Origin of the sequence: Corynebacterium sp. Marseille-P4321, assembly GCF_903645305.1 — a bacterium.
GTDB lineage: Bacteria > Actinomycetota > Actinomycetes > Mycobacteriales > Mycobacteriaceae > Corynebacterium.
Genome location: NZ_CAHJXO010000001.1, coordinates 389,203 through 402,594 on the forward strand (window position 1 = coordinate 389,203; position 13,392 = coordinate 402,594).

At 67.3% G+C, this 13,392-nt stretch carries 14 protein-coding genes; 13 read left to right on the plus strand and 1 reads right to left on the minus strand.

What is annotated here, in order from left to right; all coding sequences use genetic code 11:
* The first annotated feature begins 5 nt into the window (after positions 1 to 5).
* Complete coding sequence (locus tag HWX32_RS01520) at positions 6 to 1,832, plus strand: hypothetical protein (RefSeq protein WP_175934457.1); 1,827 nt, start codon at positions 6 to 8, stop codon at positions 1,830 to 1,832.
* A 301-nt stretch (positions 1,833 to 2,133) separates the two neighbouring features.
* Here the strand turns inward: HWX32_RS01520 and HWX32_RS01525 are convergent, their stop codons facing one another.
* Positions 2,134 to 2,667, minus strand: coding sequence for an inorganic diphosphatase (locus HWX32_RS01525; RefSeq protein ID WP_175934458.1), 534 nt, complete (start codon positions 2,665 to 2,667; stop codon positions 2,134 to 2,136).
* A gap of 63 nt (positions 2,668 to 2,730) precedes the next feature.
* On the opposite strand from HWX32_RS01525, the gene dacB reads away from it, so the two are divergent.
* The 12 genes from dacB (at position 2,731) to HWX32_RS01585 (ending at position 13,391) form a co-directional block, all read left to right on the plus strand.
* Complete coding sequence (gene dacB, locus HWX32_RS01530; RefSeq protein ID WP_175934459.1) at positions 2,731 to 3,990, plus strand: D-alanyl-D-alanine carboxypeptidase/D-alanyl-D-alanine-endopeptidase; 1,260 nt, start codon at positions 2,731 to 2,733, stop codon at positions 3,988 to 3,990.
* 13 nt (positions 3,991 to 4,003) lie between these two features.
* Complete coding sequence (gene tilS, locus HWX32_RS01535) at positions 4,004 to 4,963, plus strand: tRNA lysidine(34) synthetase TilS (RefSeq protein WP_254868291.1); 960 nt, start codon at positions 4,004 to 4,006, stop codon at positions 4,961 to 4,963.
* 272 nt (positions 4,964 to 5,235) lie between these two features.
* Positions 5,236 to 5,835, plus strand: coding sequence for a hypoxanthine phosphoribosyltransferase (gene hpt / locus HWX32_RS01540; protein ID WP_075469207.1), 600 nt, complete (start codon positions 5,236 to 5,238; stop codon positions 5,833 to 5,835).
* A 37-nt stretch (positions 5,836 to 5,872) separates the two neighbouring features.
* A complete protein-coding gene (gene ftsH / locus HWX32_RS01545; protein WP_175934460.1) occupies positions 5,873 to 8,260 on the plus strand; it encodes an ATP-dependent zinc metalloprotease FtsH in 2,388 nt (795 codons plus the stop codon).
* Positions 8,253 to 8,834: a GTP cyclohydrolase I FolE gene (gene folE / locus HWX32_RS01550; RefSeq protein WP_175934461.1), complete on the plus strand. Its 582-nt coding sequence runs from the start codon at positions 8,253 to 8,255 to the stop codon at positions 8,832 to 8,834. Before ftsH ends, folE begins: the two co-directional genes overlap by 8 nt.
* 7 nt (positions 8,835 to 8,841) lie before the next feature.
* Complete coding sequence (gene folP / locus HWX32_RS01555; RefSeq protein WP_175934462.1) at positions 8,842 to 9,684, plus strand: dihydropteroate synthase; 843 nt, start codon at positions 8,842 to 8,844, stop codon at positions 9,682 to 9,684.
* Entirely contained in the window at positions 9,677 to 10,039 is a 363-nt protein-coding gene (gene folB, locus HWX32_RS01560) for a dihydroneopterin aldolase (protein WP_175934463.1), read from the plus strand. Before folP ends, folB begins: the two co-directional genes overlap by 8 nt.
* 4 nt (positions 10,040 to 10,043) lie before the next feature.
* The gene (gene folK, locus HWX32_RS01565; RefSeq protein WP_175934464.1) at positions 10,044 to 10,502 is read left to right on the plus strand and encodes a 2-amino-4-hydroxy-6-hydroxymethyldihydropteridine diphosphokinase; all 459 of its coding nucleotides are present in this window, start codon (positions 10,044 to 10,046) and stop codon (positions 10,500 to 10,502) included.
* Positions 10,499 to 10,966 (plus strand): DUF3180 domain-containing protein, encoded by a 468-nt coding sequence (locus tag HWX32_RS01570; protein WP_175934465.1) that lies wholly within the window; start codon positions 10,499 to 10,501, stop codon positions 10,964 to 10,966. Before folK ends, HWX32_RS01570 begins: the two co-directional genes overlap by 4 nt.
* A 10-nt stretch (positions 10,967 to 10,976) precedes the next feature.
* Positions 10,977 to 11,897, plus strand: coding sequence for a DUF6779 domain-containing protein (locus HWX32_RS01575; RefSeq protein WP_175934466.1), 921 nt, complete (start codon positions 10,977 to 10,979; stop codon positions 11,895 to 11,897).
* A complete protein-coding gene (locus HWX32_RS01580) occupies positions 11,898 to 12,599 on the plus strand; it encodes a hypothetical protein (protein WP_175934467.1) in 702 nt (233 codons plus the stop codon).
* Positions 12,600 to 12,602: 3 nt separating this feature from the next.
* The gene (locus tag HWX32_RS01585) at positions 12,603 to 13,391 is read left to right on the plus strand and encodes a pantoate--beta-alanine ligase (protein ID WP_175934468.1); all 789 of its coding nucleotides are present in this window, start codon (positions 12,603 to 12,605) and stop codon (positions 13,389 to 13,391) included.
* The last annotated feature ends 1 nt before the right edge of the window (position 13,392 follow it).

Here is a 13,392-nt window from a genome sequence, read left to right on the forward strand (position 1 = left end):
CGCGGGTGAATAACCGGAAACTGCTGGCAGCCGCCACTGCGGCTGCCGTGTTCAGCGGCGTTGTAGCCGCCCCCGCTGATGCTGCCGCGCGTATTGATCCCCTCGGCAAGGAATGCAAGGCGGCCACCGCCGCGGCGAAGCTAGGCCAGCCCATCCCTGGCCTTTCGAACTTTGTGCTTAGCGACGCCGAAAACGCCATCGACGGCAACACCCTCCGCATCAACAGCCCCGAGCGTTACAAGCCGTACATCCGCCAGGCCACCGACATGTGGTCGAAGGCCACCGGCGGGCTGATGCGCTTCGAATTCGTCGACCAGCCGGGCTACAAGGTGGTCACGGTGAGTGAGGCGTCGCTCGGCAGTGCCGTCGGCCGAGTGACCGGCAACGTACACAACATGCAGCTGCTCCTCGAGCCCGCGATGCTACGCAACGGCTACATCGACAGCCTGGTCATGACCATCGCCCACGAGCTCGGCCACGCCATGGGCCTTGCACATTCTTGCGACGGCGCCCTGATGAAGGACGGCACCAACCGCGGCAAGCTCGCCCACACGCCGCAGCCGCTCGACGTCCAGGTGCTCATCCAGCACAACAACCTCAAGCAGTACGCCGGCCGGCCGGTTCAGCCGGTTCAGCCGGTCCAGCCGGTCCCGCCGGTTCAGCCGGTTCAGCCGGTTCAGCCGGTTCAGCCGGTTCAGCCGGTCCAGCCGAGCGTCGATAAGCCCGCGCCTGCTCCTTCTCTTTCCGAATCCACCCCGACGATTTCCGTCCCACCGCAGGTGAACACCAACCCGCAGACCGAGGACGAGGCTCGCGTGGCACTGCGTCTCGCCGAGCGCAACCTCGCTGCTGCCAAGGCCGCGCTTGCCGACGCCGAGCACGCCCTCGCGAACGCGAAGTTCTACAACCGTTCTCGCCTCGAGCGCGAAGCGGACAGCGCGGCCCAGCGTGTGGCGAACGCGGAGTCCGCAGTCCGCGCCGCCGAAGGGGTGCTCGCCGCCTTCGCCCCGGCGCCGGTGGAGCCCGCGCCGGTTGCGCCGACTGATGCGCCCACCGAGCCGCCGGTGGTGATCATCACCGTCACCGAGCAGCCCGAACCGTCCTCCGAACCGTCCTCCGAAGCTCCGACCGAAACTCCGACCGAAGCGACCCCGGCAGCCCCCACGCCGACCAGCCTCGCGGAAGCGATCGCCGCAAAGGAGGCCGCCGAGCGCGCATACATCGAGGCCGACGAACGTGCCCGCGACGCCGACAACCTAGGCATCGACCGGGAAGCCGCAGACCGCGCCGCCGACGACGCCTGGGTGGCGCTCCAAAACGCCGAAGCCAATCTCGCCGCGTACCGTGCCGCGCACCCAAATGAGACGCTGACCGCTGAGCCGGCCATCACGGAAGCGCCCGTTGCGGTAACTTCCGTTGCGGAATCGTTTACTACGGAAGCCGACGGGCCGTCGCCCGTAACCACGACGGTGGTCACGACGATCACCGAGACACCGACGAAGAAGGCACCTCTGACCACGAGCGCTAAAGCGAGCACGACTCACGTCCCGGCACCGGTGACATCCTTGACTGCGCCGCGGCTCACCACTGCGAAGACGGTTGTTAGTTCCGCAACGTCCACTGTTTCCACAACGGCGGAAAAGACAACGGAGTCCGCGGAAGCTTCGACCGCCTCTTCGCAACCCGCGAAGCCTTCGGAGTCCGCAACGTCCACTGTTTCCGCAACGGCGGAAAAGGCGTCTGGAACATCGCCCGTTGTTATCGCGGTGTCGGTGATTGCCGCGTTGCTCGCGGTAATTGGGTCGGGCTGGGCCGTCGCGAAGTTCGTCTAGGCCGCATTGCGTAAAGTCCCCGCAGCACGGTGAAAATAATTTCGCCTTCGTTGCGCCAAGGTGCATGCTATGAAAATGGGCATTGAGCTGGCGATTTAGCGCAATCCATGGTGGAAAATGCATAGAAAAACGGAAACACGAAAATAGTTGCGAGTTTCCGTTTTTCGAGTGTGTATCGGCCCGCGACAGTGGCCGCGCACAGATGTGAGCCGATGTGAGCCGGTACGAGCCACCCAGTGCGCCGCGGCTCGCTTACGGGCGGGCGGAGGGCACCGGGAGGACGTCGATAAGCGAAAAGCCCCTAATTGACGGTCTTTTCTTCCTTCTCGTCCTCGAGACCCTCTCGGGAGTTGTCGCCGACGCGCTCGTACTCATCCAGCGCAGCCTGCAGGATCTTCTCCGCCTCGGCGCGGTCGCCCCAACCCGAACCGGTGACCTCCTTGTTCGGCTCGAGATCCTTGTAGTGCACGAAGAAGTGCTCGATCTCGTCCTTCACAAAGTCGGAAACGTCCGAGATGTCCTTGTAGTTCTCGTAGCGCACGTCGTCGATGACGCAGAGCAGCTTGTCGTCACCGCCAGCCTCATCGGTCATTTTGAACACGCCGACCGGACGAGCAATCACGGTCACGCCAGGGAACACAGGCTCCGGGCAGATGACGAGGGCGTCGAGCGGATCGCCGTCGTCAGCAAGCGTGTTGTCGATGAAGCCGTAGTCAGCCGGGTAGGCCATCGGGGTGAACAGGTAACGGTCGAGGAAGATGCGACCAGTTTCGTGGTCTACCTCGTACTTGTTGCGGGAACCCTTCGGGATCTCGATGATGACCTCAATAGACATGGTGACTCCTTCTTTTCGGGGATAATCCGCCCGCCATCTTACGTGGACTAGGCTTATCGCCCGATGAAGGTATGGACATGGGTCGCTGGCGCGCTCGCTCTCGCCGCCGTTAGCGGGGTGGCGGTGTTCGGCGTTGTGGCGCAGCAGGAGCTCTCGCGGATCGAACACGACCCGCCATTCGTGCTTGAAAGCGCCGGTTTCCCGCTTGAGCCCGCAGAGCCAATGCCCATCGACGGCTCCGCGCTCCACGCCACCCTCACCCAACTGGCCGAAAACCCCGGGCTCGGCGAGTTCCACGCGCGCGTCTCCGACGCCACCACCGGGGACGTCGTGTTCGACCGCCTGGCGGGGGAGGCCCTCCAGCCGGCGTCGGTGACGAAGGTGCTCACCGCGGCCGCCGCAATCCTTCAGCTCGGCGCCGAGGACACCGTGACGACCGAAGTGGTGCGCGGCGTGAACCCGGACCGCGTGGTGATCAAAGCGGCCGGCGACGTGTGGCTCGACGCGGAAGCCCTCGACGAGCTGGCGGCGCAAGTGGGGCAGGCGCAGGAAGTGTTCATCGACACCTCCGCGTGGGCCGGCATGCCGGAGATGATTAACGGCTGGGATCCCGTGGACATTGACGGCGGCTACGTCGCGCCGCTTCAGCCGGCCATGCTGTCCGGCGGGCGCCTCGACGGCGCCACCAGCGGCGACGTGCCGCGCTCACACACCCCGGCGTTGGATGTGGCGCAGGCACTCGCGGACCGGGTCGGCGCGATTGTGGTGGGGGAGACCGACGCGCCCCCGGAAGCGGAGGTCGTTGCGTCCGTGGAGTCGCCGACGCTGGTGGAGCGACTCGACGTGATGATGAAGCAGTCCGACAACGTCTACGCCGAAGCCATCGGCCGCGAGGTCGCCCTTTCGCGGGGCACCCAGGACGCGCCCGCCGCGACGCTGACGATTCTCGGCGAGCACGGCTTCGACGCCGCCGGGGTGACGCTCGCCGACAACTCCGGCCTGTCCACGTTGAACCGCATTCCGCCGCAGCTTATCGACGCCATCCTTGCCAACGCCGCCGCCGAACCCACCCTGCGACCCCTGCTTTCCACCCTGCCGGTCGCCGCTGGCGAGGGCACGCTGGTGGACCGTTACGAAGACCTGCCCGGCCGCGGCTGGGTGCGCGCGAAGACCGGCACACTCGACGGTACGGCCGCGCTCGCTGGCACCGTGACCAGCGTAAACGGCAACGTGTACACGTTCGCGCTGATCTGCAACGACGCCGACGTGCTCGAGGCGCGCCGCGGCATGGACGAGTTCACCTCCGCCCTGCGGCAGTTCTAGGGCAGGGGTTGTGATGGTTGTGATGGGCACGCCAACGGAACCGTTCTGGCCGCGCCGCTCCCCGCACTTCCTGAAGTGCCGCCGCGCGGTGCGTGCGGTATCCGCGGCACGGGAGGCGCGGGCGGCGCATTCGTGCGCCGCTGGCCCGGTGGTGATTGGTGTCTCCGGCGGCGCGGACTCGTTGGCGCTCGCCGCGGCCGCTGCCGCCGAAGGGGTGGATGCGCGCGCCGTGGTGGTGGACCACCAACTCCAGGAAGGCTCGGCTGCGGTTGCCCAGCGCGCGGCTGACCAGGTCCGCAGTTTTGGTCTCGCGGCGGAGGTCGTCGCGGTGGAGGTGCCCGAAGGCAACGTGGAGGCCGCCGCCCGCGAAGCGCGGTACGCTGCGCTTTTCGCCGCGGCCGACCGGTACCAGGGCGCCGACGTGTGGGTCGCCCACACCGCCGACGACCAGGCGGAGACGTTTCTGCTCGGCGCCCTGCGCGGCAATCCTGCGGGTATGGCCCCGCGCGCCGGGCGACTTGTGCGCCCGCTGCTCGGCGTGCGCCGCGCCGACACCGCCGGGGCCTGCGAGGAGCTCGCCATCGAGCCGTGGCACGACCCGATGAACTCGGATCCTGCGTTTCGGCGGGTGGCTGTGCGCACGCAGATCGTCCCGGCGCTCAGTGAGCTGCTCGGGGGCGACGCTGTGCCGGCCTTGGCTGCGGCCGCAGACCGCATTGCCGCTGATGAGGCGTTCATCGCCGCTCAGGCGCAGCTCGCGCCGACGACTGACTGCGCGGAACTTCTCCGAGACGAGGCGGTGGTGCGGAGCCGTCGATTAGCAAGCTGGCTCCACGACAACAACGTGCCAGTCCAGGGCGACCAGCTCGCCGCGATCGACGCCCTGGTGACGAACTGGCACGGCCAAGGGCCGGTCGACGTGGCCGGCGGCCGGGTGGTCGTGCGCGAGGGAGGGCAGCTTCGGCTGCGGTGAGACCGGCCGCGCCCGCTCCCTCCGCTCCTCCCGCCCGCTGTTTGAACGGCGAATTCGACGTCAACTTACGACTTCCGCGATTGGCCGCGGCCACCCAACCCAGCACCATGAATGCGGTTCTGGGCCGCCCCCCGCCCTGCGGAATCGCGGCTGGCTGCCAACGCCTGCAGAGCCGATACCCCACGACCTCCCGATTGGTTGTCCCACTCAACCGAAAGGTGGCAAGATGGGGCAAGTTACGCGCAGGTGAACAAGACGAAGGAACCCACCCGATGACCGAGCTGCACGACACCAAGGATTTCAACGTTCCGCCGAACCGCTACGGGGAGGACGTGGAGGCTATCCTGATCAGCGAAGATGCGCTGCAGGCACGCATCCAGGAGCTGGCCGATATGGTCTCGGAGAAGTACAAGGACACCGAGGAAGACCTCATTTTGGTGTGCGTGCTCAAGGGCGCGGTGCTGTTCCTCACGGATTTTGCCCGCAAGCTGTCCATTCCGGCGGAGATGGAGTTCATGGCGGTCTCTTCGTACGGGAACTCGACGACCAGCTCGGGCGTGGTGCGCATTCTGAAAGACCTGGATAAGGAGATTGCGGGCCGCGATGTGTTGGTGGTGGAGGACATCATTGATTCGGGTCTGACGCTGTCGTGGCTGTTGAGGAACCTTAAAGGTCGCGGCCCGAAGTCGCTTGAGGTGGTTACGCTGCTGCGTAAGCCGGAGGTGCAGACGGCGAAGATCGATCTGCTGGATATCGGTTTCGACATCCCGAATGAGTTCGTGATCGGTTACGGGTTGGACTACGCCGAGCGGTATCGTGACCTGCCGTACGTGGGCACGTTGCACCCGCGCGTGTATTCGGGCCAGAACTAGCTTTCTAGAGTTCTTTCTAGAGTTCTTTCAAGGGTTTATGAGCAAAAACAATAATGTGTTGCGGTGGGGCTCGATTGCCGCCATCGCATTGATCGTCCTCTATTTGCTTACGCTGATTGGGGACGATTCTCGCGCGTACCAGCACGTGGACACGTCGGTTGCAATGCAGCAGCTTAACGACGGTAACGCGGAAGAAGTGCAGATCGACGATCGGGAGCAACGCGTCCGTATTGATCTGCGCGAGCCGATCACTGTCGACGAGCGCGAGGGCGTGGAATCCATCTCCGCCCAGTACCCGGCCCGCACTTCGCCGGAAATCTTCAAGGCGGTGCGGGACTCGAACGCGGAGAGCTACGAGACGAACGTGACGCAGGATTCGTTCCTGATGTCCATGTTGGGCTTCATGCTGCCGATGGTCCTCATCTTCGGCCTGTTGTTCTTCTTCATGTACCGCATGCAGGCGGGCGGCGGCATGTTCGGCATCGGCGGCTCGAAGGCGAAGCAGCTGACGAAGGACAATCCGACGAACACGTTCGCGGACGTCGCTGGTGCCGACGAGGCGGTGGATGAGCTGCACGAGGTGGTGGACTTCCTCACCGACCCGAGCGCGTATGAGAAACTCGGCGCGAAGATCCCGCGCGGTGTGCTGCTTTACGGCCCGCCGGGCACCGGTAAGACGTTGCTCGCCCGCGCGGTTGCGGGTGAGGCGGGTGTGCCGTTCTACACCATTTCCGGTTCGGACTTCGTGGAGATGTTCGTCGGTGTGGGTGCCTCGCGCGTGCGTGACCTGTTCAAGACGGCCCGCGAGAACGCGCCGTGCATCATCTTCGTCGACGAGATCGACGCGGTGGGTCGCCAGCGCGGCTCCGGCATGGGCGGCGGCCACGACGAGCGTGAGCAGACGCTGAACCAGCTGCTGGTGGAGATGGACGGCTTCGACGGCCGCGAGGGCGTAATCCTTATCGCCGCGACGAACCGCCCGGACATCCTGGACCCGGCGCTGCTGCGCCCCGGCCGCTTCGATCGCCAGATTCCGGTGACGAATCCGGACCTCGCCGGCCGCGCGCAGATTCTGAAGGTGCACGCGAAGAACAAGCCGCTTGCCGACGACGTCTCGCTCGACGCCCTGGCGAAACGCACCGCCGGCATGAGTGGTGCGGACCTGGCGAACGTGCTGAACGAGGCGGCGCTGCTCACCGCGCGTATCGGCGGCAACGTCATCACCGCCGACGCGCTGGAGGAGGCGACCGACCGCGTGATCGGTGGCCCGCGCCGCTCCACGAAGGTGATCTCCGAGCAGGAGAAGAAGGTCACCGCCTACCATGAGGGCGGCCACACCTTGTCGGCTTGGGCACTGAAAGACATCGAGCGCGTGTACAAGGTGACCATCCTCGCCCGCGGGCGTACCGGCGGCTTCGCCATGACGGCGGACGAGGACGACAAGGGCATGTACAACCGCGACGAGCTGTTCGCCCGCATGGTGTTCGCGATGGGCGGCCGCAGCGCGGAGGAACTCGTCTTCGGCGCGCCGACTACGGGTGCGTCCAACGATATCGAGCAGGCGACGAAGATCGCCCGCGCGATGGTCACCGAGTACGGCATGACCTCAGCGCTCGGCCCGGTGAAGTACGGCCAGGAGCAGGGCGATCCGTTCTCCGGCCGCGGCGGGGGCGGCGCGCTGGAGTATTCGCCGGCGGTTGCGGCGAAGATCGACGAGGAGATGCAATGGCTTCTCGACGAAGCGCACAAGGTCGCGTACTCCAACCTTGAGAAGTACCGCGACGAGTTGGACGCGCTTGCCTCCAAGCTGCTGGAGAAGGAAACGCTGCGCCGCCCCGATTTGGAGGCACTGTTCGAAGGCATCGAGCCGGTGCGCCCGGAGCTGCCGGCGCACGACGAGCGCTTCGGCCGCCAGGCGGGCCGGGAGCCGGTGAAGACGCCGGTGGAGATCGCGAAGGAGCGTGGCGAGGAGCCGCCGAAGCGGTTCTCCATCCTGGAGGCGTCGCAGGCGACGCGCGAGCGCCGCCGCAAGGAGCGCGAGGCGCAGCAACAAGGCACCGCGAAGGGCTCGTCGCGCTGGCAGCCACCGAAGGCGAACAAGCACCCGGAGTACGGCGGGCCGAAGCCGCCGCAGGGGTGGAGCTACCCGGGCCAGCAACAGGACCCGAACCCGGGCCAGCAGCAGGGCCCAAGCCAGGAGCAGCAGGACCCGAACCCGGGCCAGCAGGCACACCCCGGCACCCAGAATTACCCGGCGCAGCCGGAGGAGCAGATCGGGTTCCGCCTGCCGGAGCACGAGCGCCCGGACCACGCCGCGCGCGGGCCGGAGCCGGAGACCACCCCGGCTAAGGAACCACCGATGCCGGACCCGGAGGGCGAGACCACGCAACTGCCGAAGCACAGGAAGGTGGAAGACGATGACTGAAGCAGGTAACCACTTCGACCGCGAGCGCGCAGAGGCCGCGGTGCGTGAGCTGCTCATCGCGGTGGGCGAGGACCCGGACCGCGAGGGCCTGGTGGAAACGCCGGCGCGTGTGGCGCGCGCCTACGAGGAGGTCTTTGCGGGCCTGCACACGGACCCGACCGAGGTGCTGGACAAGTCGTTCGCGGAGAACCACCGCGAGCTGGTGTTGGTGCGCGATATCCCGATCTACTCCACGTGCGAACACCACTTGGTGCCGTTCTACGGCAAGGCGCACATCGGCTACATCCCGGGCCCGGACGGGAAGGTCACGGGGCTTTCCAAGTTGGCGCGCCTGGTGGACATGTACGCGCGCCGGCCACAGGTGCAGGAGAGGTTGACGGGTCAGGTGGCGGACGCGATCGTCGAGAAGCTTGATGCTTCTGCCGTGATTGTGGTCATTGAATGCGAGCACCTGTGCATGGCGATGCGCGGCATCCGTAAGCCGGGGGCCACCACCACAACCTCCGCGGTGCGCGGGGGCTTCCAGAACAACGCGGCCTCGCGCGCCGAAGTCTTGAGCCTGATCAGGGGGTAGGCGGGGCATGACCACGGTCGCGGAGCTGACGGTGCCGGGGCGCACGACGGTGATGGGCATCGTCAACGTCACGGTGGATTCGTTTTCGGACGGCGGAAAGTACGTCGACACCGACAACGCGATCGCGCACGCGCGCGAATTGGTGCGCCAGGGCGCGGACATTATCGACGTGGGCGCGGAATCCACCCGCCCCGGCGCCACCCGCGTGCCGGCAGAGCTGGAGGCGCAGCGCGTCCGCCCGGTGATCCGCGCCCTGCACGAGGAGGGCATCCGCACCTCCGTGGACACGATGCGCGCCGCCACCGCGCTCGCCGCGGCGGAGGAAGGCGTGGACCTGATCAACGACGTCTCCGGCGGGCTCGCGGACGAGAACATGTACAACGTCATGGCGGAAACGGGCCTGCCGGTGTGCCTCATGCATTGGCGCGCGGCCGCGTTCGGCGACGCCTCGGGCGCGGCGGACCACGGGGGAGACGTGGTGGCGGATGTGCGGGCGGTGTTGGCGGAGCTCGTCGATAATGCGATGCGCGCGGGCGTGGCGAAAGAGCAGATCACGCTCGACCCGGGCTTAGGCTTCGCGAAGACCGCGGAGGACAACTGGGCGCTTCTCAACGCCCTGCCCGAGTTCGTCGCGGGCGAGTTCCCGGTGCTAGTGGGTGCGAGCCGCAAGCGCTTCCTCATGGCGGTGCGCGAGTCGCGCGGGATGGAGCACACGCCTATCGACGCCGACCCGGCCACCGCCGCCGTCACCGCGCTCGCCGCGCACATGGGGGCGTGGTGCGTGCGCGTCCACGAGGTGGCTGTCTCGCGCGACGCCGTGGACGTGGCGGCGAGGTGGCGCAATGGCTGACCGCATTGAACTCAAAGGGCTTACGTTCCACGCCAACCACGGGGTGCTCGCGCACGAGACCGAGTTTGGCCAGTCCTTTTCGCTGGACATCGTGTGCTGGCTGGAGTTCAACGATAGCGACGACCTAACGCAGACGGTGAACTACGCCGAGCTGGCGCAACTGGCCCTCGACATCGCGGCGGGCACTCCGCGCCAGCTCATCGAGACGGTTGCGGTTGAGGTCGCCGAGACCGCCATGCGCCGCTTCGACGCGCTGCACGCTGTGGAGGTCACGCTGCACAAGCCGCACGCGCCGATCCCGGCGGTGTTCGACGACGTCGCGGTGGTTGCCCGCCGCTCGCGGAAGAGGATGTGATCCGATGCGCGCGGTGCTCTCCACAGGCTCCAACATGGGCGACGCGCGCGCCCACCTGCAGTCGGTGGTGGACGAATTCGCCGACGAGCTCGTCGCGCAAAGCTCGATCTACGCCACCGCGCCGTGGGGTGTGACGGATCAGCCGGACTTTTTGAATCAGGCATTGCTTATCGACGTCGCCGCGTCCCCCAAAGAACTCTTAGCCCGCTGCCAGGACCTGGAGGGCCGCGCCGACCGGGTCCGCGAGCGCCGCTGGGGCCCGCGCACCTTGGACGTGGACATCGTGTGGATCGAAGGCTACGAGTCGGATGATCCGGAGCTCACCGTCCCGCACCCGCGCGCGCATCTGCGGCGCTTCGTGCTGGAGCCCTGGGCGGAGATTGATCCGGGGGCGCGGTTGGGGGGCGCGTCGATAAGCAATGTGCTCGATGAGTTGGAGGACCAGGGGGTGCGCAAGCTGTGAAGCGCACGCCTATCGACGGCCTCATCATCGCCGCCGGATTCTTCGCCGCAGCCGCGGTGATCCTGGTGCGGCGGTTTTACTGGCTGCTGGAATCGCTGAACATGGTGGTGCCGCTGTCGCTGTGGGTGATTGCGGCGGTCGCCGGGTGGATCGCGTGGGTGGTGAAGAAGCGGCGCGACGAAGGCAAGATCGGGCTGGATCGGACGCAGCTCAACCCCATGATGGTGGCGAACTTCATGGTCTTCGGCAAAGCCTGCGCGTGGGCTGGCGCGGTGTGCGGCGGGGCGTACCTCGGCGCGCTGGTGTACGTGGTGCCGAAGCTGGGGGTGCTCGCGGCCGCGGCCGAGGACGTGCCGCCGCTGGCCGTAGGCACCCTTGGCGGGCTGGTGTTGTGCGTGGCCGGGCTGGCGCTGGAGAAGGTGTGCGAGGTGTCGCCACCCGGCGAGGGAGAAGGCGCCAGCTAAAGTGTGGGGCATGAGTGCCGAAAACACCTCCCGAGACCGCGCCAGCCTTTGGGTGATCCTTCCGTTTGTGGTCGCGGTGATCGGCACCGTGGTGATGCTGTTCACCAACTCCGCCAACGCGCTGAAGGTCGCGCTGATCTTCGCGCTGTGGGCGGGCGCCGCCGGGCTGATCGTCAACGCCCGCGTGCGCCGCGAGCGCGAATCCGCCGCCGAGCAGGCCCGCATCGCGGAACAGCGCGCGGCCGAGCAGCTGCAGCGCTACCAGGCAGACCGCGAGGTGCTTGAGGCTATCGACGCACTCCCGGCCGCCCAACCACAGCCCGCCGCCGCACCGAGCGTGGACATGGAAGCGCTGCGCCAACTGCAGCAGGAGATCTCCGCGCTGCGCGAGCAGCTGGAGGAACTCTCCGGCAAGGTCTTCGAGTACGAGCCGGCCGCGGTGCGTGCTTCCGCACGGCGTATCTCGGAGATCGAGGCGGTGCGCGAGCCTGAGCCCGCGCCCGCGCCCGAACCAGAAACTGAGCCCGCCCCGGAGCCGGTGTCTGAGCCTGAGCCCGCGCCGGAGCCTGCGGCCGGCCCCTCCAAGGACGACACAGTGCGGATTGCGAAGGTGCGCCCCTCTGGCGCCCCGAGCTCGGACGCGATTGCGGGCCGACTTGGCTCCCAGCCGTCGCGGCCCGCGCGCAACCCGCTGTCGGACCTGATCAGCGAGCGCACCGCGGAGCAGGAGGCGCAGCCAGAACCGGCACCACAGCCAGAACCGGCGCCGGCTCCCGAGCCGACGCCACAGCCTGAGCCCGCACCCCAGCCTGAGCCAGCGCCAACACCCGAGCCTGAGCCCCGCTCTGGCCGCCGCCGCCGCGACGAGCGCGGCGAAGGTGCTGTGTCCGTGGCGGAGCTGCTCGCCCGCCGCGCCGCAGAGGAGCACTAAATGCCGCCACGCCTCATGGTGGGCGCGGTGTTCGGCACCACGCCGTTTTCGGTGGAGCTCGAGCGCGCCGGGCACACCGTTCGTCCCATCGACGTCGAGGGGGACCCAGGGCTAATCGCCCACGTCGACCTCGTGCTGCTCGACGGCCCACCGGAAGCCATCCCCAAAGCCGCTACCGCGCTCGCCCCGTACGCGCGCCCGCGGCAAATGTTCTTGCACACCGCGCTCGAAGAGGGCCCGCAGCTTCTCGACGACGTGGAGACCGCCCAGGCCATCGTCATGTGCGCCCACAACATTTTCTCTAACGTGTGGGTCACCTCCGCCGCTGACGAGGTCGGTGAGACGGTGGTGGGCCTGCTGCTCGCCGAGGTCGGCGGCACGAGCCTGCGTATCGATGACGCGCACCGCGCCACCATCGCGGCCGCCCAGGAATTGCGCGCGCTGGAATCCACGGTGCGCGACGACGCCCTCGAGCTGATGGCGAAGGTGCTGCCGGATTTCGACGCGGTGGCTGACGCGTTCCTTGCCGCGCCGCCGGCATCCTACCGCGCAGCTGGCCGGGACGACCTTGAGCGACTCGTAAACGCGCTGCCGAAGGCTGGGGTGCGGCGGCTGTTCGTGGATTTGCAGCGCCGCCGTGCGGAGTTGGCGCAAGATACCGATACCTTGTTGTGGGTAATCGAGAAGTACGAGGGAGCTTGAGACATGGCATTCGAACCAGGCCAGGCCACGGTGGTTACCGACGAGGCGCTGTTGGCCACGTACGGTCGCGCGTTCCGCAAGATCGGAAAGAGTGTGGTGGTGGTGCCAGTTGGCTCCGACATCCACGCAGGCCACGTAGAGCTCATCCGCGCCGCGAAGTCGCTGCTCGGCTCGTATGTGGTGGTCACGTTCTCCGGCACGCAGGTGCCGGAGGTGTTCGCGCGCGAGCAGGTTGACCTCGTCTTTCACGGCGAGTTGCGCACGCGGGTGCTTATCGACGCTGGCGTGGACCCTTTGGAGCCCGCGGATGAGGTGCAGCGTGCCGTCGCAAAGCATATTGCCGCCATAAATGCCACGCACGCGACCGATATTGTGCTGGGGGAGAAGGACTTCGAGGTGCTGGTTGCCACGCAGTACGCGGTCTCTGGGCTGCGCATGGAGGTCAAGCTGCACAGCGTGCCCACGGTGCGCACGCCGGATGGGCTGGCGGTCTCGCTGCGCAACGCGCACGTCGCCGACGGCGACCGCGAAGCTGCGCTGGCGCTGTCCGCGGCGCTGACCGCGGGCGCCCACGCGGCCGAGCACGGAGCCGAGACCGTGCTGGAGACGGTGCGTGGGGTGCTCGCCGCCGCGGGGCTTGAACCGGAATACTTAGAGCTTCGCGACCTGGCCATGCGCTCGGCGCCCGCGGAGGGCGACGCCCGGCTACTCGCCGCTGTGCACGTCGGCGGGGTGCGCCTGATTGACAACGTGGGGCTGCCGCTGGGGATCGGCTTCAAGAACATCGAGTAGG

Coding starts and splice junctions, on each gene's coding strand:
- HWX32_RS01525 (WP_175934458.1), bottom strand. CDS start 2,667: ATGTCTATTGAGGTCATCATCGAGATCCCGAAGGGTTCCCGCAACAAG.
- dacB (WP_175934459.1), top strand. CDS start 2,731: ATGAAGGTATGGACATGGGTCGCTGGCGCGCTCGCTCTCGCCGCCGTT.
- tilS (WP_254868291.1), top strand. CDS start 4,004: ATGGTTGTGATGGGCACGCCAACGGAACCGTTCTGGCCGCGCCGCTCC.
- hpt (WP_075469207.1), top strand. CDS start 5,236: ATGACCGAGCTGCACGACACCAAGGATTTCAACGTTCCGCCGAACCGC.
- ftsH (WP_175934460.1), top strand. CDS start 5,873: ATGAGCAAAAACAATAATGTGTTGCGGTGGGGCTCGATTGCCGCCATC.
- folE (WP_175934461.1), top strand. CDS start 8,253: ATGACTGAAGCAGGTAACCACTTCGACCGCGAGCGCGCAGAGGCCGCG.
- folP (WP_175934462.1), top strand. CDS start 8,842: ATGACCACGGTCGCGGAGCTGACGGTGCCGGGGCGCACGACGGTGATG.
- folB (WP_175934463.1), top strand. CDS start 9,677: ATGGCTGACCGCATTGAACTCAAAGGGCTTACGTTCCACGCCAACCAC.
- folK (WP_175934464.1), top strand. CDS start 10,044: ATGCGCGCGGTGCTCTCCACAGGCTCCAACATGGGCGACGCGCGCGCC.
- HWX32_RS01575 (WP_175934466.1), top strand. CDS start 10,977: ATGAGTGCCGAAAACACCTCCCGAGACCGCGCCAGCCTTTGGGTGATC.
- HWX32_RS01580 (WP_175934467.1), top strand. CDS start 11,898: ATGCCGCCACGCCTCATGGTGGGCGCGGTGTTCGGCACCACGCCGTTT.
- HWX32_RS01585 (WP_175934468.1), top strand. CDS start 12,603: ATGGCATTCGAACCAGGCCAGGCCACGGTGGTTACCGACGAGGCGCTG.